Origin of the sequence: Variovorax sp. DXTD-1, assembly GCF_003984625.1 — a bacterium.
Classification (GTDB): domain Bacteria; phylum Pseudomonadota; class Gammaproteobacteria; order Burkholderiales; family Burkholderiaceae_C; genus Variovorax.
In genome coordinates this window covers 19,398-37,468 of record NZ_RWKH01000020.1, presented here as the reverse complement: position 1 = coordinate 37,468, position 18,071 = coordinate 19,398, and the positions used below count along the sequence as shown (strand labels likewise).

Below are 18,071 nucleotides of genomic sequence, written 5' to 3'. Positions count from 1 at the left end.
ATTCCAACAAGGAAGACGACGTTGAAGAACCTTTCGCACATCTCGCGATTCGCACTGCTGGCCCTTGTTGTCAGCCTCGCCGCCTGCTCCGTTCTCGAGGGCGACAAGATCGACTACAAGAGCGCCGGCAAGGCCCCCACGCTCGAAGTCCCGCCCGACCTGTCTCAGCTTTCGCGCGAGAACCGCTATGCGGTTCCGGGCGGCGCGGTCACCGCCAACGCCTACCAGGCTGGCGCAACCAACGCGCCTGGCATTCCCACCGCGGTGGCCAACATCGGCGACGTGCGCATGGAACGTTCGGGCACGCAGCGCTGGATCGTCATCAACCGTACGCCCGACCAGCTCTGGGATCCGGTGAAGGACTTCTGGCAAGAGAGCGGCTTCCTGCTGACCACCGAGCAGCGCAACCTCGGCATCATGGAAACCGACTGGGCCGAAAACCGCGCCAAGCTGCCGCAGGACATCATCCGCGGCACGCTGGGCAAGCTGGTCGAGTCGGTCTACTCGACGGGCGAGCTCGACCGCTTCCGCACCCGCCTGGAGCGCACGCCCAACGGCACCGAGATCTTCGTGAGCCACCGCGGCATGCAAGAGGTCTACAACAACAGCCGCCAGGACCAGACCGTGTGGCAGCCGCGCCCGAGCGACCCTGAACTCGAAACCGAGTTCCTGCGCCGCCTGATGGTCAAGCTTGGCGTTTCGCAAGAACAGTCGAAGATCCTGGCCGCCACCAGCGCACCGACCAAGACCGCCACGGTTTCCAACGCCGGCGGCCAGCCGGTGGTGCAGATCAGCGAAGGCTTCGACCGCGCATGGCGCCGCGTGGGCCTGGCGCTCGACCGCACCGGCTTCACCGTGGAAGACCGCGACCGCAGCGCCGGCATCTACTACGTGCGCTACGTGACCCCCAACGCGGACACGAAGGAACCCGGCTTCTTCGGCAAGCTGTTCGGCAGCAGCTCCAGCAAGAACGAAGCACCGATCAAGTTCCGCATCCTCGTGAAGGGCCAAGGCGAATCGACCACGGTCTCGGTGCTGAACGAATCCGGCGCACCCGAAACCTCGGCCAATGCGCAGCGCATCGTCCAGGTCATTGCAGACGACCTGAAGTAACCCGCATGCTCCGCTTCCGAAGCCTCGGCAGCGGCAGCACGGGCAACGCCGCGCTGGTCGAAGCGACCAGCAGCGGCCGCACCTCCCGGCTCCTGATCGACTGCGGCTTCGGCCTGCGGCAACTCGATCTGCGGCTTGCCAAGGCAGGCCTCGCAGCCACCGATATCGACGCGATCTTCGTCACGCACGAGCACGGCGACCACATCGGCTGCGCCCACTCGATGTCGCGGCGCAACCGCATTCCCGTGTGGATGAGCGAAGGCACCTGGCTCGCCACGGGCGGGCGCGACTTCGAAGGCCGGCTCAACCTGGCACGCGACGACGCCGAGTTTGCAGTCGGCGATATTGCAGTGCAGCCCTTTACCGTGCCGCACGACGCGCGCGAGCCGCTGCAGCTGCGCTGCTCCGACGGCGCGCGAACGCTCGGCGTGCTCACCGACCTGGGCCATGCCACAGCCCATGTGCTCTCAAGGCTGAGCGGCGTTCATGCGTTGCTGCTCGAGTTCAACCACGACAGCGAACTGCTGGCCAATTCGGCCTATCCGGCCTTTCTGAAGCTGCGCGTCGGCGGCAAGCATGGCCACTTGTCGAATGAAGCCGCCGCGGACATTGCGCGCGCGGTTCGGCACGAGGGCCTGCGCCACGTGGTTGCGGCGCACCTGAGCGAGCAGAACAACCGGCCCGACATCGTGCGGCGCCTCATGGCCGAGGCCCTTGGGGGCCACGAGGCCGAGATGCTCACGGCCAGTGCATCGGAAGGTTCGCCCTGGCTGGAGGTCTGATCGTTCGCGTCTTGCCCGCTCCGGCGCACCATGCAAAAAAGCCGCCGTGAGGCGGCTTTTTTGCTGGGTGAATGAAAGCCCGCTGGGGCGTTCCTCGTTACTGCTTCGGCGCTTCGTTCTTCTTGGCAGCCTCAGTAGCGGCATTGGCCGCATCGAGGGCCGAAGAGGCGCCCGGCGAAGGCGTTGTTGCGGCGGACGGATCGGTGGTCGTCGAAGGTGCCGGAGCAGCCGCGGGCGGTGCGGGAGCCGGTTCGGTCACCGATGCAGGCGGCGGGGTCACAACCGCCGGCGCAGCATCCTCCTTCTTTCCGCAAGCCACGAGTGCGGCGGCGGCGATCAACGAGGCCAGCAGGACGGTAGACGGCTTCTTCATGGAAACTCCTTTGCAATGAATGTCTGGACGAAAAAATTCTAGACCCGCATCACTGCCCGTTTGTGTCTCGCGGCCTCATTCGCGGCATTGGCTTACAAGCCCAGTGTCGATGCCGGAAATGCGGGCCGTCCCGCTCGCCATGACTCATCGAGAGCCTCGCGCAGTTCGCGACGCGAACGCGGGTCGAAGCCGCTCACACCACGGCTGCGCTCGGGGTCGGTGCGGTGGGCGAACCACTCGGGCGTCCATATCGCGCTGGGCACCGCGTTGCTGCCTTCCGCGCGCACCGCGCGGCACTCGATGATGTGATCCCACACGCGGCGCCAGGGAACGAAGCGTGCATGAATACGTTCGACTACATCGAAGCGCTGTGCCAGCAGAACGAATCGGCGGCCGGAGGCCGACCAGGCCTGAAGCGCCTCGATGTCCGCGCGCTCACCCAAGGGCCAATCGGCGAAGTCGGGGTCGCTCAGGACCAGCTCCCTCCAGCCTTGCCGGGCCGCGGCGGAAAGCGCGGCCCGCACCAGGCCTTCGAAGGCTTCACGGCCATCGAACCGGCCTTCGGGCAAGAGCGGTTCTGCCGCCGTCGTAGGTTCAATCGGCATGCAGCCACCCTGCCTCGCACCACTCGGCCAGCAGCGCGAGCGCACCGCTGCTTGCACGCGCCAGTTCGCGCGGGCCGAGCGCGCGTTGGTCCGCCAACCTGCGCATCAGCGTTGCATCGGCGCCGCCGGCGCGAAAGCTTTCGCCGTTGATGTAGAGATGCCGCGCGTCGTAAAGCATGCGCGTGCGGCGGTCGAGCGCCACGCTGCGCAGCACCTCCGGCGCTTCGGTGCCTTCGTCGAACCAGACGTTGGCCTTGGGCTCGGTGAGCGATTCACCCAGCGCACGGTCGATGGCGTCGGGGTCGCGCAGCGCGGCGTCGACCGCCTTGCGTGCAAAGGCCTGCAGTGCGGCGGGCATGGCGGCCGGCGCGTCGACGGCGGGCTGCGACGGATCGCGGTAGCGCGCCAGTTCGGCGGGGCCGGCGTCTTCCAGCGCTTCCGAGTAGGCCTGCACCATGCGCGCCAGCAGGTCGGCGCCGAGCTCGCCCGCGGCGGACGAGCGCAGGCCGATGGAGCAGGTCATGCAGTCGTCGCCGACAGCCACGCCGTCATGCGCATAGCGCGGCGGCAAATAGAGCATGTCGCCCGGCTCGAGCACAAAGCTCTGCTCGGGCTCGAATTGCTCGAGGATCTTGAGCGGCACCCCTTGCTGCAGGCGCAAGTCGCTCTGCTTGCCGATCGACCAGCGCCGCGTGCCTTGTGCCTGAAGCAGAAACACGTCGTAGCTGTCGAAATGCGCGCCCACGCCGCCCTTGTCGCTGGCGTAGCTGATCATCAGGTCGTCCAGCCGCGCATCGGGCAGAAAGCGAAACTGCTGCAGCAGCGCATGCACGCCGTCGTGATGCAGGTCGACCCCCTGCACCAGCAGCGTCCATTCGGGCTGCCTGAGCGGCGGCAGCGCGCGGCGCGCGAGCGGGCCGTGCTTGAGTGTCCATCCGGTCTTGCCGTGTCGGATCAGGCGCGATTCCACGTCCTCGCGCTCGGCCAGGGCAAAGAGCGCACTGCGCTCGATCGGTGGCACCATGGCGGGTATGGCCTGGCGCACGAGCAAGGGCTTTTTCTGCCAATACCGCCGCATGAACTGCGCGGCGCTCAGGCCGCCGAGCAACGGCAGCGGTTGTGTAATCTCCATGGGAGAATTCTGCAATGGAAATCTCTGAACAATGCGTGGTCGGCCTGACCTGGACGATGAAAGACACTTTGGGCGAAGTGCTCGATGTGCTCGATGAGCCCGTGGAATTCATGGTGGGGGGCGACGACCTCTTCGACGTGATCGAAGCCGCCCTGCAGGGCCACGAGCCCGGCGCCAAGGTGCAACTGCAGCTGGAGCCCGAGCAGGGCTTTGGCGACTTCAACGACCAGCTGCTCTTTCTCGAGCCCCGCTCGCTGTTCCCTGAAGGCACGGAAGAAGGCATGACCTTCGACGGCGCCGCGCTGCCCAAGGGCGTGAGCGAAGACATGCCCAAGGACGTGATCTACACCGTGGCCGAGATCTACCCTGACCACCTGGTGCTCGACGGCAACCATCCGCTCGCGGGCATTGCGATCCGGCTCGACATCACGGTGCGTTCGGTGCGCGAAGCCACCGAAGAAGAAGTTGGCAGCGGAACGGCAGGCACGGCCTTTTTCAAGGTGCCGCCGACCGCCCCCGGCAACGATCTGCTGCACTGAAACCGGCGAGCGAAAAAATCGCTTGAGCCAGCAAAAAGCCGGGCACTGCCCGGCTTTTTGCTGCTCGTGAAAGCGCCCCTGGAAAACAGCCTACATGCGCGAGAGCTGGCCGTTGTCGATGCGCACGCGGTCGCCGATGCGCAGGTCGCCCGGATGCTGCACATCGAACGCCCGATAGCCGCCGCGATCGGTTTGCACCGAGATGCGATAGCTCTCGTAGGCGCGCGGCCCGTTGTTCTGGGCTTCGATGGTGTTGCCCAGGAGTGCGCCGCCCACAATGCCCAGGGCGGTTGCCGCGGCGCGGCCGCTGCCGTGCCCGAACTGGTTGCCCACCACGCCGCCGACGACACCGCCTGCCACCGCGCCACCGCCGGTAGTGCCGGTGCCCCTGGTTTCGCTGCGCAGCACTTCGATGTTGGCCACATGGCCGTATTCGACGTACGCCGCTTCCTGGTATGGAACGGCCTGCGGCGGTGCCTGGTAGGGGTAGCGCGTCGTGTGATAGACCGGCGCGGGAGCGACGCAGGCCGTGAGCGTGGCAAGTGCCAGCACGGAAGCGCCAATGGAAACGAAGCGCGTTGAGATTTTCATGTGGATGGCTCCTCGGAAATAGCCGGTGCATCCGAATGCACCCTGCCTAAGCTTGTGTTTAACGCCATTCCCGCAAGGGGGATGACGCCCGACACACACCGGCATGTAGGAGCGCGCCGCGAGCTGACGGGTTCCGATCTTTACTGGCCCGAAACGATTCCGGCCACGAGGGAGTGGCCGGCAACGTCGTCAGTGCTTGCCGGTCGACCCATAGCCGCCTTCGCCGCGTTGCGAGGCTGCAAATTCTGTGACCACGCGAAACTGCGCCTGCACCACCGGCACGATCACGAGCTGCGCGAGCCGCTCCATCGGCTGGAGCACAAAAGGCGTGTCGCTGCGGTTCCAGGCGCTAATCTTCAGCTCGCCCTGGTAGTCGCTGTCGATCAGGCCCACGAGATTGCCCAGCACGATGCCGTGCTTGTGGCCAAGGCCCGAGCGCGGAAGGATCAGCGCCGCATAGGCCGGATCGGCCAGGTGGATCGCGATGCCCGTGCCCACGAGCTGCCAGGCATTGGGCTCCAGCGTGATGGGCGCATCGAGGCAAGCCCTGAGATCGAGCCCTGCGCTGCCGGGCGTGGCATAGGCGGGCAATCGATCCACCATGCGTGGATCGAGGATACGGACGTCTACTTTCACTTCTACTTGCCTTGCTTTTGTTGCTGTTCTCTTTGCTTGCGGGCGGCTTCCTCGAGCACCTGCTGCCACTTGGCGACGCCGGGCGTGAGCTTCAGGCCCTTGAACTTGCTGAAGAGCCAGAACGCAGCCCCTGCCAGCAAGACCAGCACGAAAAACGGCACGCCGGCCGACCACAGCACCAGGAGCACAAGTCCGCCCACCGCGGCCATCACCTTGAGCGCCCCGGGCGTGAACGCCCCGGCCGGCGCGGCGGTGTCCTCGTTCGAAGCCGACCGCCGCTGCGCCGCCGCGGTGCCCTGCGCGCCCGGTGCGGGCGTGATGCCCGCGTCCAGCCCATGGTCGCCGTCGTGCGCGGCCCGCTTGGGCAATGCGGCCTGGGCCGACAGCCGTTCCACATAGCTGGCGAAATCGCCATTCGGCGGCGTGTTCCATTGGGGATTCATCAGACTCTCCAGTCGGGCAGGCGTGCGGCAATCTCGGTCATGAGTTCGCGCGCCAGGGTGAGCTTGGGTGCGCGCGGCAACTCGCGGGTGCCGTTGGCATCCACCAGCAGCAGCGCATTGTCGTCCTGGCCGAAGGTCAGCGGGCCGATGTTGCCGACCAGGAGCGGAATCCCCTTGCGCTGGCGCTTGGCCTTGGCGTGTTCAGCCAGGTTCTCGCTCTCGGCCGCGAAACCCACGCAGAACAACTTGCGCGACTGGGCCCGCTCGCTCTTGGCCACCGCAAGCAGGATGTCGGCGTTCTCGACGAAATTGAGCACCGGGGTGTTGCCGCTGCCGTCCTTCTTGATCTTGTGTTCGCTGTGCGTGGCCGGGCGCCAGTCGGCCACAGCGGCCGTCGCTACAAAAATGCTAGCGGACTGCGCCGCACTCAGGGTCGCCTCGAACATGTCCTGCGCCGAGAGCACGTCGATGCGGCTCACCCCGCGCGGGGTCGGCAGATGCACCGGGCCAGCCACCAGCGTGACCTGGGCGCCGGCCTCGTGCGCGGCGCGCGCAATGGCAAAGCCCATCTTGCCGGACGAATGATTGGTGATGCCGCGTATCGGGTCGAGCGGCTCGAAAGTGGGCCCGGCGGTGACGACCAGCTTGTGGCCTGCAAGAAGCTTGGGCGCGAAGAAAGCGGTGATGTCTTCGAGCAGCTGCGCCGGCTCCAGCATGCGGCCGTCGCCCGTCTCGCCGCAGGCCTGCCAGCCGCTGCCCACGCCCAGCACCGTGGCGCCGTCGGCCGACACCTGCATCAGGTTGCGCTGGGTGGCGGGGTGCGCCCACATCTCGCGGTTCATGGCCGGCGCAATCAACAGCGGCACGCGCTCCATCGGCCGGGCCAGGCACATCAGGCTCATCAGGTCGTCCGCCCTGCCCTGCACGAGCCGCGCGATGAAGTCGGCGCTGCAGGGCGCGAGCACGATGGCATCGGCCTCGCGGCTCAGGTTGATGTGCGGCATGTTGTTGGGCTCGCGCGCGTCCCACTGCGAGGTGTAGACCGTGCGCCCCGAAAGCGCCTGCATCGTCACCGGCGTGATGAACTGCTCGGCCGCCTCGGTCATCACGACCTGGACGGTGGCGCCCGCCTTCACGAACAGGCGGCACAATTCCGCCGACTTGTAGCAGGCGATACCGCCGGTAAGGCCCAGGACGATGTGTTTGCCGGCGAGATCTTGCATGAGCCATATTGTTGCTCACATACCGACAAGATCAGGAATGGGATGGCCCTCGCCCGAAGGGACGCAAAGGGGACACCTATAATCGGAATTTCCCACTGCCCGGATCTGTGGTCCGGAACTGGCATGACCAAATTTGTCTTCGTCACCGGTGGTGTCGTATCTTCCCTTGGCAAGGGAATCGCCTCCGCCTCCCTCGCCGCGATCCTCGAATCGCGCGGCCTCAAGGTCACCCTCATCAAGCTCGATCCGTACATCAATGTCGACCCCGGCACGATGTCACCGTTCCAGCATGGCGAAGTATTCGTTACCGACGACGGCGCCGAAACCGACCTCGACCTCGGCCACTACGAGCGCTTCATCACCACGCGGATGCGCAAGGCCAACAACTTCACGACCGGCCAGATCTACAAGACCGTGCTCGAAAAAGAGCGCCGCGGCGACTACCTCGGCAAGACGGTGCAGGTGATCCCGCACATCACCAACGAAATCCAGGAATACATCAAGCGCGGCGCCGGCCTCGGCACCCCGCATGAGGTCGACGTGGCCATCGTCGAAATCGGCGGCACCGTGGGCGACATCGAATCGCTGCCGTTCCTGGAAGCCGTGCGCCAGATGAGCCTGCGCATGGGCCCGAACAACTCGGCCTTCGTGCACCTGAGCTACGTGCCCTGGATTGCCGCCGCCGGCGAACTCAAGACCAAGCCCACGCAGCACACCGCCAAGGAGCTGCGCGCCATCGGCATCCAGGCCGACGCGCTGCTGTGCCGCGCCGACCGCCCGATTCCCGACGACGAGCGCGCCAAGATCTCGCTGTTCTCGAACGTGCCCGAATGGGGCGTCATCTCGATGTGGGACGTGGACACCATCTACAAGGTGCCGCGCATGCTGCACGAGCAGGGCCTCGATGGCCTCATCTGCGACAAGCTGCGCATCAACACGCCGCCGGCCAAGCTCAACCGCTGGGACGAGCTGGTCTACGAAGTCGAGCATCCGCAGCAGGAAGTGAGCATTGCCATGGTCGGCAAGTACGTCGACCTGTCGGACAGCTACAAGTCGCTGAACGAAGCACTGCGCCACGCCGGCATGAAGAACCATGCGCGCGTGAAGATCGACTACATCGACTCCGAAACCATTTCGCCGCAAGACGTTTCGCGCCTTGCCAAGTACGACGCCATCCTGGTGCCCGGGGGTTTTGGCCAGCGCGGCGTCGAGGGCAAGATCTCTGCCGCCCGCTTTGCACGCGAAGGCAAGGTGCCCTACCTCGGCATCTGCCTGGGCATGCAGGTGGCCACCATCGAATACGCGCGCCACGTGGCGGGCCTGAAGAACGCCAACAGCACCGAGTTCGACCCCGAGACGCCCTGCCCCGTCATCGCGCTGATCACCGAGTGGAAGGACGCCGACGGCACCGTGAAGACGCGCAACGAGAAGTCCGACCTCGGCGGCACCATGCGCCTGGGCGCGCAAAGCTCCGACGTCTCGACCGGCACCCTGGCCCACAGCATCTACGGCGACGTGGTGACCGAGCGCCATCGCCACCGCTACGAAGCCAACGTCAACTACCTGGACGAACTGCGCGCCGCCGGCCTGGTAATTTCCGCTCTTACCCAGCGCGAGCACCTCACCGAAATCGTCGAACTGCCGCAGGACGTGCACCCCTGGTACATGGGCGTGCAGTTCCACCCCGAATTCAAGTCGACCCCGTGGAGCGGCCATCCGCTCTTCAACGCCTTCATCAAGGCGGCGCTCGACCACAAGGCCCGCAGCGCGGGCGGTACCAAAAACCTGAAGGCAGTGGCATGAAACTCTGCGGATTCGACATCGGGCTGGACCAGCCCTTCTTCCTGATCGCCGGCCCCTGCGTGGTCGAATCCGAGCAACTGCAGATGGACACGGCCGGCACGCTGAAGGAAATCACTTCCTCGCTCGGCATTCCGTTCATCTTCAAGAGCAGCTTCGACAAGGCCAATCGGTCTTCGGGCACCAGCTTTCGCGGCCCGGGCCGCGAAAAAGGCCTCGAAATCCTGGCCAAGGTGAAGCGCGAGCTCGGCCTGCCCGTGCTGACCGACGTTCACACCGAAGACGACATCACCGAGGCCGCCAAGGTGGTCGACGTGCTGCAGACGCCCGCCTTCCTGTGCCGCCAGACCGACTTCATTCGCGCGGTGGCGCAGTCGGGCAAGCCGGTGAACATCAAGAAGGGCCAATTCCTTGCGCCGCACGACATGAAGAATGTGATCGACAAGGCGCGCGCGGCCGCCAAGGAAGCCGGCCTGCCCGAAAACAGCTTCATGGCCTGCGAGCGCGGCGCGAGCTTTGGTTACAACAACCTGGTGTCGGACATGCGTTCGCTCGCCATCATGCGCGAGACTGGCGCCCCCGTGGTGTTCGACGCCACGCACTCGGTGCAGCTGCCGGGCGGCCAGGGCACGAGCTCCGGCGGCCAGCGCGAAATGGTGCCGGTGCTGGCACGGGCTGCCATTGCGGTGGGCGTGGCCGGCGTTTTCATGGAAACGCATCCCGACCCCGCCAAGGCCTTGAGCGACGGTCCCAACGCCGTGCCGCTCAAGCACATGAAGGCCTTGCTGGAAACGCTGCTCGAGCTGGACCGCATCACCAAGAAGAACGGCTTCCTCGAAAGCTCTTTCAACTGAGCCCCGACAACAAGACTGGAGAACACCATGGCGTCCGCATACATCATCGTCGACATGAAGGTCACCGATCCCGAGCAGTACAAGCAGTACATGGCTGTCGCGCCCGACGCGGTGAAGGCAGCGGGCGGCGAGTACCTGGTGCGCGGCGGCCGCTTCGAGACCATGGAAGGCAACTGGCAGCCCGCGCGCATCGCCATGCTGCGCTTTCCCAGCTATGAGAAGGCCAAGGCCTTCTACGACGACGAGTTGTACCGTGCCGCGCGCGCCAAGCGTGCCGGCGCGACCGAATTCTTCAATATGGTTCTGGTCGAGGGCGTTTCCGCCCCGGTCTGAGATTCAGTTCAAAACGAAAGGCAATAAGTGAGTGCAATCGTAGACATCGTCGGCCGCGAAATCCTCGACAGCCGAGGCAATCCCACAGTCGAGTGCGACGTGCTGCTCGAATCGGGCACCATGGGCCGCGCGGCCGTGCCTTCGGGCGCATCGACCGGTTCGCGCGAAGCCATCGAGCTGCGCGACGGCGACAAGAAGCGCTATCTCGGCAAGGGTGTGCTCAAGGCGGTGGAGAACATCAACACCGAGATCTCGGAATCCGTGCTCGGCCTCGACGCCAGCGAGCAGGCGTTCCTCGACCGCACGATGATCGACCTGGACGGCACCGACAACAAGGGCCGCCTGGGCGCCAATGCGACCCTCGCCGTTTCGATGGCCGTGGCACGTGCCGCGGCCGAAGAGTCGGGCCTGCCGCTGTACCGCTACTTCGGTGGCATGGGCGGCATGCAGCTGCCGGTGCCGATGATGAACGTCATCAACGGCGGCGCGCACGCCAACAACAGCCTCGACCTGCAGGAGTTCATGATCATCCCCGTGGGCGCGCCGAGCTTCCGCGAAGCCGTGCGCTACGGCGCCGAGGTGTTCCATGCACTCAAGAAGATCCTGGGCGACCGCGGCATCAGCACGGCGGTCGGCGACGAAGGCGGTTTCGCGCCCAGCGTCGAAAGCCATGAAGCGGCCATCCAGCTGATTCTCGAAGCCATCGACAAGGCCGGCTTCGTGGCGGGCGAGCAGATTGCGCTCGGCCTCGACTGCGCCGCCAGCGAGTTCTACAAGGACGGCAACTACGTGCTCTCCGGCGAGAACCTTACGCTCTCGGCCGGCAACTGGGCCGACATGCTGGCCACCTGGGTCGACAAGTACCCGATCATCAGCATCGAAGACGGCATGCACGAAGGCGACTGGGACGGCTGGAAGCTGCTCACCGAGCGCCTGGGCAAGCGCGTGCAGCTGGTGGGCGACGACCTGTTCGTCACCAACACCAAGATCCTGCAGGAAGGCATCGACAAGGGCATTGCCAACTCGATCCTGATCAAGATCAACCAGATCGGCACGCTGACCGAAACCTTCGCCGCCATCGAAATGGCCAAGCGCGCGGGCTACACCGCCGTCATTTCCCACCGCTCGGGCGAAACCGAAGACAGCACCATCGCCGATATCGCGGTGGGCACCAACGCCGGCCAGATCAAGACCGGTTCGCTCTCGCGCTCCGACCGCATCGCCAAGTACAACCAGCTGCTGCGCATCGAAGAAGACCTCGGTGACATCGCCAGCTACCCTGGCCGCGGCGCGTTCTACAACCTGAAGTAGCGCTCGGCACTGCGGCATGCGCTCGCGCCTCGTTCCACCCATCGTGCTGTTGCTGCTGCTGGTCATCCTGCAGTGGCAGCTTTGGAACGGCCGCGGCAGCGTGCGCGACGTGTCGCAGCTCCAGACCAAGCTGGCCGCGCAGAAGGAGGCGAATGCCAAGGCCGCCGTCACCAACGAGCGGCTGGCCTCCGAGGTCAACGACCTCAAGGTCGGGCTCGAAATGGTCGAGGAGCGCGCCCGGCAGGAGCTGGGCATGGTCAAGCCCAACGAAGTGTTCGTTCAAGTCACACACTGATCGAAACGGCACTGTCGATGCCCGAGTTCTTCTCGGCCCCCGCCTTTGCGCTCTGGGGCTCTCCGGTCAGCTGGCTCGAACTCGTCGCTGCCGTGCTGGCGCTGGCGATGGTCGGCTGCAACATGCGCGAAATCCATTGGGGCTGGCCGCTCGCCATCATCAGCTCGCTGCTTTACGTGGCTGTGTTTGCAGAGGCGCGCATCTACGGCGATGCCTCGCTCCAGGTGTTCTTCGCGGTCGTCGCGTTCTGGGGCTGGTTTCAATGGCTGCGGGGCCATCGCGCCGATGGCAGCGCATTGCGCGTCAGCCGGCTTTCGCCGCGCGGCATTGCTTTTGCGCTGGTCGCCTGCGCGGTGGCGTGGCCGGCGGTCGCCCTCTTCCTGCGCCGTTTCACGGACAGCGACGTGCCCTGGTGGGACGGCTTTGCCACCGGGCTCAGCCTGGTCGGCCAATTCCTGCTCGGGCGCAAGTTCATCGAGAACTGGCTGGTGTGGCTGGCGGTGAACATCGTGAGCGTGGGCCTGTTCATCCACAAGGGCCTGTGGCTCACGGTCGGGCTCTATGCGGTGTTCGCAGTGCTCAGCGTGGCGGGTTTTCTTGCCTGGCGCTCGCGCATGCACGGCGAGGCCGCGCGCGCATGACGCCCACGCTGCCCCCAGGCTGCGTCATTGCGCTGCTCGGCGCCGAGAGCACGGGCAAGACCGACCTCGCCCGCGCGCTCGTGCAGCGCCTTCGGGAGCGCGGCATTGCGGCCACGCTGGTGGGCGAGTACCTGCGCGAGTGGTGCGAACGCGAAGGCCGCACGCCCCGCCCCGACGAGCAACGCGCCATCGCCGACGAGCAGACGCGCCGCATCGACGCCGCGGCCGCCTCGGGCGTGGTGGTGGCCGACACCACGGCGCTCATGACCGCGGTGTACAGCGAGCAGCTGTTCGGCGACACCTCGCTTTACGCCGATGCGCTCGCTGCCCAGCGGCGCTATGCCATCACGCTGCTCACCGCGCTCGACATCCCCTGGGTTGCCGATGCGATGCGCGACGGCGACCACGCGCGCGAGCCGACGGACACGCTGGTGCGCGCGGCGTTGTCGGGCGCCGGGCTTTCATTCGCCGTGGTGCATGGCACCGGCGGCGAAAGGCTTTCCAATGCCTGGAACGCCATCAACTCCATCGCCGGCAACGAAGGCCAGGCCCGGGCACGAGGAAGCCGCGGCGACGCGAAACCCACCTCCTGGTCATGGCCTTGCGAGAAATGCTCCGACCCGGAATGCGAACATCGTCTGTTCAGCGACCTGCTCGGCCGCCGCGACAACCCGACAAACCCCCGTTCGGAGATCTGATGTTCCCGCTTCGTTTCTCTCGTCTTGCCCGTCTTCTTTGTCTCTTCGGCCCCGCGCTGCTGGCAGCCGGCGCCGCCACGGCCGCACCGGTTGCGGCCACGGTGGAAAACGCCACCACTACCACCGCCTGCGCCGAGGAAGACAACGTCTCGCTGGTGCTGCGCGGCGAAGGCATCCGGCGCATGCGCATCGAGGCGCTGCAGCCGGCCTATCTGGACAGCATCGGCAAGGACATCACCGCGCCCGACTTTTCGGGCTGCAACTTCGACGGCGGCGCCCATCCCACCGATCCCGCGCACAAGTTCAAGCCGCGCCGCGTGGTGTTGCTCGACGACGCGCAGTGGCGAATCGTCGGCATGACGCTGCCCAGCTTCTGGCGCCCGCAGCAGGTGCCGGTGCGCGTGGGCGCGCGCACCGACCGCGGCTTTCACCTGCTGCAGATCTTTCGCAAGGAAGAAGGCAAGGTGCTCGAGGCGCTGGTGCTCTACCCCGCGGACGGCTACTGGCGCATCAAGCCGCTGCCGGAAGAACGCTTCGGCGACGGCGTCTACGGTTCGTCGTTCCTGCTTGGCCCGGTCGAGCAAGGCAGCCGGCCCGTGGTCGACATTGCGTCGATCCGCATCGTGCCCAAGCCGCTGGCCATTCACCTGCGCTTTGCCAGGGGCGGCAGCGCCGTCGCCAAGGTGTCCGAAATCAGCCGCGCGCGTACCGCGCTCGACGTCAGGCTCTCGTCGCCGACCGCCGAAGCACGGCCCTTCGCGGTGCTGCGCTCGATGTACGTTGCGGCCGACAATGCCGACGTGAGCGAGGTGAGGTGGCGGGAATCTCCCGATGCCGCAGAGCAGGTGGTGCCTTTGCCTGAAGTGAAGACGCTGAGCGGCACCCAGATGCGCTTCGGGCGCAGCCTGCCTTCGCGCCACAACACGAGTGCACCCGATATCTCGTTCAGCGATTTCGACGACGCGGTTCCACGCTGATCGACGCGTCCGCTGGGCGCCTTTGACTGGCAGCGCTGCCTAGCCGGCGCGCCGAACCTCGCTTGGCGTGGCACCGAGCACGCGGCGCATGCAGCGCGCCATGTGGCTCTGGTGCGCAAAGCCGCTTTCCAGCGCGACCTGGCTCGCAGCCATGCCGCTGCGCACCAGCAGGCCGCGCGCGCGGTCCACTCGCCGGTGAACCACGTACTCGTGCACCGGCAGGCCCGTGGAGCGCTTGAATTGCGTCTTCAGGTGCGATGCGCTCAGCCCCGCCACCTCGGCCAGCCTGGCCAGCGAAAGATCGCCCTCCAGGTGGGTTTCGATGTAGTCGGTGACGCGGCGCAGCTGCGGACGGGTGAGCCCCTGTACCGGCGCGGTTTCGTGCAGCCGGTGCCCGCCGAGCAGGTGTGCCGCCAGCGCGGTGCCCAGGCTGTCGGCGTAGAGGGTGCCGTTGGGAAAGCCGGCGCGCCTTTCGGCGTCGAGCGCCCATGCAATGTGCTCGATGTGCGCATCGCGCAGCTGATGGCGCTCCGCGAGGCTCGCGCGGTCGGGTGGCAGCCCCATTTCCTCTGCGGTGCGCCGCAGCAGCGAAGGCGGCATGTGCACGACCAGCGACGTGCTCGCGGCTTCCTCGTGCCAGACGTCGGAGCTGCCGGCCGGCAAGATGTCGATGTCTCCGCGCGTGTAGCGGAACTTGTGCAGCTTGCAGGCGCCGTTGACGGGCGCGCCCGCATGCACCTTGATGCGGTGATCGGGCACGGCCTCGAAGCCGACCACGCCGCCGGGCGTGTGGCGCACGTGCACGTTCAGATGGGTGTCGGAGGGGGCGTGATCGCTCATCGGGCAATTATCCGGCGCACCGGCAAAGCATGCTCGCGCGCCTTCGTCCGTTCGTGCTGCACCGCGGCCGAATGTGCGCGACCCCTTCGGCCGCTTTCCGGATCATCCGCGTCATGAACACAACCACTCAAGACTCGCGGTCCATGGACACCACTGCAAACGGCAAATACGCCGGCAAGAAGGCCGTCATTACCGGCGGCACCATCGGCATGGGCCTGGCCACCGCTCAGGCGCTGCTCGAAGGCGGCGCCGAAGTGCTCGTGACCGGCCTGAACCCGAAGAACCTCGAGGCCGCGCGCCGCACCCTGGGCCCCCGCGCCCATGTCGTCGCATCGGACGCCGGCTCGCTGGCCGACATCGACGCGCTCGCGGCGCTCGCCCGCGAAAAGCTCGGCCACATCGACCTGCTGCACATCAACGCGGGCATCTCGACGCTGGAGCCCTTCGAGCAGGTGACCGAAGCCGGCTACGACCGCGCTTTCGCGATCAATACCAAGGGCCCGTTCTTCACCGTGCAGCGGCTCGTGCCGCTGATGCGCGCGGGCGGCGCGATCGTCGTCACCTCGTCCATCGCGGACAAGGGCGGCATGCACGGCCTGAGCGTCTACAGCGCGACCAAGGCCGCGTTGCGTTCCTTCGCCTCGGGCTTTGCGGCAGAGCTGGTGGGACGCGGCACCCGGGTCAACGTGGTGAGCCCCGGCTTCATCGACACGCCCACGCTCGGCATTGCCGATGCGACGGCAGAGGAGCGCGCCGAGTTCATCCGCCTGGGCGACCAGATCACGCCGATGCGGCGCCACGGCACGGCCGAAGAGGTGGCCCGCGCGGTGCTCTTCTTCGCCTTCGAGGCGACCTTCACGACCGGTGCGCGGCTCACGGTCGATGGCGGTCTGGGCCAGAACCTCACGCCGGCCGCGGCCTGAACTGAATTGCAATCAAAAAGAAAGAACGAACAAATGACCGACGTTTCCCTCATCGGCCTCGGCCCCATGGGCATCGCACTCGCGCGAGCGCTTCAATCCCGGCACACGCTCACGGTGTGGAACCGCACCGCCGAGCGCGCCACGCCCATCCTTGACCAAGGCACCGTGCTCGCGCCCAGCGCCCTCGCCGCTATTCAGGCCAGCCCGCTGGTGCTGATCTGCGTGGCCGACTATGCGGCCTCCCGGTCGATCCTCGCCTCGCCCGGCGTGGCCGATGCGCTGCGCGGCAAGGTGCTGGTGCAGTTGAGCACCGGCACGCCGCAGGATGCGCGCGACGACTGGGCCGCCCTGAGCGGCGTCGCCTACCTCGACGGCGCCCTGCTCGCCACGCCCGGCCAGATCGGCCGGCCCGACACGCCGCTTTTCATCTCCGGCGAAGAACGCGCGCTGGCCAGCTGCCGGCCGGCGCTCGAAGCCATTGCAGGAAACATCCTGTACATGGGCGAGCCCATCGGCAACGCGGCGGCCTGGGACCTGGCCACGCTCTCGTGCATGTTCGGCGCAATGAGCGGGTTCTTCCACGGCGTGCGCATCTGCGAATCCGAAGGACTGAAGGTGAACGAGTTCTCGCAGATGATCGGCGCGATTTCTCCGGTGCTCGGCGAAATGATCGATGCCGAGGGGCAAGCCATTCACGCCGGCCGCTACGGCGAACCCGAAAGCTCGATGGCCACCTGCGCGGGCTCCGGCCGGCTCTTCGTGAAGCAGGCGCGCGAGGCCAAGCTCGACGCGAGCTTTCCGGATTTCCTGACGGGCTTGTTCGACCGCGCGCTGGGCGCAGGCTTTGCGAACGAGCGACTGGCCGCAATGATCAAGGTGCTGCGGCAGCCCGCCTGAGCGAGCGCGAGAAAGGCCCCGCGACCTATTGAACCACGGGGCTCGCGGGAACCTGGTCGCCCGGCGGCGTGAATATCTGCGCCGTGTCGACCGCATCGAAGCGGTATTGCTTGCCGCAGAAGTCGCAGCCCACTTCGATGTCGCCGCGCTCGGCCAGGATTTCTTCAGCCTCCTGCACGCCGAGGCCGCGGATCATCTGCGCCACGCGGTCGCGCCCGCAGGTGCACGCGAAGTGCGGGCCGAGCAAGCCCATCTGCGGCTCGAAGCGCAACAGTTTTTCTTCCCAGAACAGGCGGCGAAGAATGGTCTCGACGTCGAGCGTCAGCAGCTCGTCGCGCGTGAGGGTCGACGCAAGAATCGAGATGCGGTTGTAGTCCTCGTTGCGGCCGATCTGGTCTTCGTTGGCCTGGTCGTGGTCCTTGCCGGAAGTACCGCTTGACGCACCTTCGAGGTTGCCCTCGCCCTTGACCGGCAGGCGCTGGATCAACAGGCCCGCGGCCACTTTGTCGTCGGCCGCGAGCACCAGCGTGGTGTCGAGCTGCTCGCTCTGCAGCATGTAGTGCTGCAGCACGTCGCTCAGCTTGCCGAGCTTCTCGCCGTCGTCGTCGAAGAGCGGCACCACGCCCTGGTACGGCGTCGTGCCCGGCAGCTTGTCCTTCGGGTCGAGCGTGATCGCGCAGCGGCCTTTGTTGTTCTCGTTGACCATGTCTGGCAGGCGCGCATCGGCCGGCAGCTCGCCGATGACCTTGGCGGTGGCACGCAGGCTCAGGTCGGGCTTGGCCTCGGCCACGGCCACCTTGACCGGGCCGTCGCCGAAGATTTGCAGGATCAACGAGCCGTTGAACTTGATGTTGGCCTGCATCAACGTGGCCGCCGCCGTCATTTCGCCGAGCAGTTCGGCCACGGGCGGCGGATAGGCGCCGGTGGTGGTGTTGGAGGCGCGCCGCGCCAGGATTTCCTGCCACGCATCTGTCAGGCGCACGATCACGCCGCGCACCGGCAGGCCATCGAACAGGAATTTGTGCAGCTCGCTCAAAACGGATTCTTCTTTCTGTTGGGCCTGCG

Annotated in this window: 22 protein-coding genes; 13 read left to right on the top strand and 9 right to left on the bottom strand. The window is 66.4% G+C overall.

The window, feature by feature from the left end:
- Positions 1 to 21 precede the first annotated feature (21 nt).
- Both bamC and EJI00_RS18660 read left to right on the top strand, forming a co-directional pair.
- Positions 22 to 1,113, top strand: coding sequence for an outer membrane protein assembly factor BamC (bamC, locus tag EJI00_RS18665; RefSeq protein ID WP_126748989.1), 1,092 nt, complete (start codon positions 22 to 24; stop codon positions 1,111 to 1,113).
- A gap of 5 nt (positions 1,114 to 1,118) precedes the next feature.
- Positions 1,119 to 1,895 (top strand): MBL fold metallo-hydrolase, encoded by a 777-nt coding sequence (locus EJI00_RS18660; RefSeq protein ID WP_126748988.1) that lies wholly within the window; start codon positions 1,119 to 1,121, stop codon positions 1,893 to 1,895.
- A 97-nt stretch (positions 1,896 to 1,992) separates the two neighbouring features.
- On the opposite strand, the gene EJI00_RS18655 is transcribed toward EJI00_RS18660, so the two are convergent.
- From EJI00_RS18655 to EJI00_RS18645, 3 genes are all read right to left on the bottom strand, one after another.
- Positions 1,993 to 2,268, bottom strand: coding sequence for a hypothetical protein (locus EJI00_RS18655; protein WP_126748987.1), 276 nt, complete (start codon positions 2,266 to 2,268; stop codon positions 1,993 to 1,995).
- Between the two features lie 92 nt (positions 2,269 to 2,360).
- On the bottom strand, positions 2,361 to 2,873 hold the full coding sequence (locus tag EJI00_RS18650) for a hypothetical protein (RefSeq protein ID WP_126748986.1): 513 nt from the start codon (positions 2,871 to 2,873) through the stop codon (positions 2,361 to 2,363).
- Positions 2,863 to 4,005 carry a JmjC domain-containing protein gene (locus EJI00_RS18645; RefSeq protein WP_126748985.1) on the bottom strand — a complete coding sequence of 381 codons (1,143 nt, stop codon included), beginning with the start codon at positions 4,003 to 4,005 and terminating at the stop codon, positions 2,863 to 2,865. The genes EJI00_RS18650 and EJI00_RS18645 overlap by 11 nt, the downstream gene beginning before the upstream one ends.
- Before the next feature lie 14 nt (positions 4,006 to 4,019).
- On the opposite strand from EJI00_RS18645, the gene EJI00_RS18640 reads away from it, so the two are divergent.
- Positions 4,020 to 4,544, top strand: coding sequence for a peptidylprolyl isomerase (locus EJI00_RS18640; RefSeq protein ID WP_126748984.1), 525 nt, complete (start codon positions 4,020 to 4,022; stop codon positions 4,542 to 4,544).
- Positions 4,545 to 4,634: 90 nt separating this feature from the next.
- Here the strand turns inward: EJI00_RS18640 and EJI00_RS18635 are convergent, their stop codons facing one another.
- The 4 genes from EJI00_RS18635 to coaBC all read right to left on the bottom strand — a co-directional run bounded on the left by EJI00_RS18635 (position 4,635) and on the right by coaBC (position 7,437).
- Positions 4,635 to 5,135 (bottom strand): glycine zipper 2TM domain-containing protein, encoded by a 501-nt coding sequence (locus EJI00_RS18635; protein ID WP_126748983.1) that lies wholly within the window; start codon positions 5,133 to 5,135, stop codon positions 4,635 to 4,637.
- Between the two features lie 189 nt (positions 5,136 to 5,324).
- Positions 5,325 to 5,771 (bottom strand): dUTP diphosphatase, encoded by a 447-nt coding sequence (dut, locus tag EJI00_RS18630; RefSeq protein WP_126748982.1) that lies wholly within the window; start codon positions 5,769 to 5,771, stop codon positions 5,325 to 5,327.
- A 2-nt stretch (positions 5,772 to 5,773) separates the two neighbouring features.
- The gene (locus tag EJI00_RS18625; protein ID WP_126748981.1) at positions 5,774 to 6,214 is read right to left on the bottom strand and encodes a hypothetical protein; all 441 of its coding nucleotides are present in this window, start codon (positions 6,212 to 6,214) and stop codon (positions 5,774 to 5,776) included.
- A complete protein-coding gene (coaBC, locus tag EJI00_RS18620) occupies positions 6,214 to 7,437 on the bottom strand; it encodes a bifunctional phosphopantothenoylcysteine decarboxylase/phosphopantothenate--cysteine ligase CoaBC (RefSeq protein WP_126748980.1) in 1,224 nt (407 codons plus the stop codon). Before coaBC ends, EJI00_RS18625 begins: the two co-directional genes overlap by 1 nt.
- Positions 7,438 to 7,560: 123 nt before the next feature.
- On the opposite strand from coaBC, the gene EJI00_RS18615 reads away from it, so the two are divergent.
- From EJI00_RS18615 to EJI00_RS18580, 8 genes are read left to right on the top strand one after another with little or no spacing between them, the layout of a single operon-like run.
- Positions 7,561 to 9,240, top strand: a complete 1,680-nt coding sequence (locus EJI00_RS18615) for a CTP synthase (RefSeq protein WP_126748979.1) — start codon at positions 7,561 to 7,563, stop codon at positions 9,238 to 9,240.
- Positions 9,237 to 10,091 carry a 3-deoxy-8-phosphooctulonate synthase gene (gene kdsA, locus EJI00_RS18610; RefSeq protein ID WP_126748978.1) on the top strand — a complete coding sequence of 285 codons (855 nt, stop codon included), beginning with the start codon at positions 9,237 to 9,239 and terminating at the stop codon, positions 10,089 to 10,091. The genes EJI00_RS18615 and kdsA overlap by 4 nt, the downstream gene beginning before the upstream one ends.
- A 27-nt stretch (positions 10,092 to 10,118) precedes the next feature.
- Positions 10,119 to 10,424 carry a DUF1330 domain-containing protein gene (locus EJI00_RS18605; protein WP_126748977.1) on the top strand — a complete coding sequence of 102 codons (306 nt, stop codon included), beginning with the start codon at positions 10,119 to 10,121 and terminating at the stop codon, positions 10,422 to 10,424.
- A gap of 27 nt (positions 10,425 to 10,451) precedes the next feature.
- A complete protein-coding gene (gene eno / locus EJI00_RS18600) occupies positions 10,452 to 11,735 on the top strand; it encodes a phosphopyruvate hydratase (protein ID WP_012748543.1) in 1,284 nt (427 codons plus the stop codon).
- A 16-nt stretch (positions 11,736 to 11,751) separates the two neighbouring features.
- Positions 11,752 to 12,030, top strand: coding sequence for a cell division protein FtsB (gene ftsB, locus EJI00_RS18595; protein ID WP_126748976.1), 279 nt, complete (start codon positions 11,752 to 11,754; stop codon positions 12,028 to 12,030).
- Between the two features lie 17 nt (positions 12,031 to 12,047).
- On the top strand, positions 12,048 to 12,671 hold the full coding sequence (gene pnuC, locus EJI00_RS18590; protein WP_126748975.1) for a nicotinamide riboside transporter PnuC: 624 nt from the start codon (positions 12,048 to 12,050) through the stop codon (positions 12,669 to 12,671).
- Entirely contained in the window at positions 12,668 to 13,369 is a 702-nt protein-coding gene (locus EJI00_RS18585) for an AAA family ATPase (protein ID WP_126748974.1), read from the top strand. Before pnuC ends, EJI00_RS18585 begins: the two co-directional genes overlap by 4 nt.
- On the top strand, positions 13,369 to 14,346 hold the full coding sequence (locus EJI00_RS18580) for a hypothetical protein (protein ID WP_126748973.1): 978 nt from the start codon (positions 13,369 to 13,371) through the stop codon (positions 14,344 to 14,346). Before EJI00_RS18585 ends, EJI00_RS18580 begins: the two co-directional genes overlap by 1 nt.
- 39 nt (positions 14,347 to 14,385) lie before the next feature.
- Here EJI00_RS18580 and EJI00_RS18575 read toward each other — a convergent pair whose 3' ends face one another.
- Positions 14,386 to 15,186, bottom strand: coding sequence for an AraC family transcriptional regulator (locus EJI00_RS18575; RefSeq protein ID WP_126748972.1), 801 nt, complete (start codon positions 15,184 to 15,186; stop codon positions 14,386 to 14,388).
- 143 nt (positions 15,187 to 15,329) lie between these two features.
- Between EJI00_RS18575 and EJI00_RS18570 the strand changes: the two genes are divergently transcribed.
- Complete coding sequence (locus EJI00_RS18570) at positions 15,330 to 16,109, top strand: SDR family oxidoreductase (RefSeq protein ID WP_126748971.1); 780 nt, start codon at positions 15,330 to 15,332, stop codon at positions 16,107 to 16,109.
- A gap of 33 nt (positions 16,110 to 16,142) precedes the next feature.
- On the top strand, positions 16,143 to 17,006 hold the full coding sequence (locus tag EJI00_RS18565; RefSeq protein ID WP_126748970.1) for an NAD(P)-dependent oxidoreductase: 864 nt from the start codon (positions 16,143 to 16,145) through the stop codon (positions 17,004 to 17,006).
- A 25-nt stretch (positions 17,007 to 17,031) separates the two neighbouring features.
- On the opposite strand, the gene EJI00_RS18560 is transcribed toward EJI00_RS18565, so the two are convergent.
- A complete protein-coding gene (locus EJI00_RS18560) occupies positions 17,032 to 18,042 on the bottom strand; it encodes an Hsp33 family molecular chaperone HslO (protein ID WP_126748969.1) in 1,011 nt (336 codons plus the stop codon).
- Positions 18,043 to 18,071 lie beyond the last annotated feature (29 nt).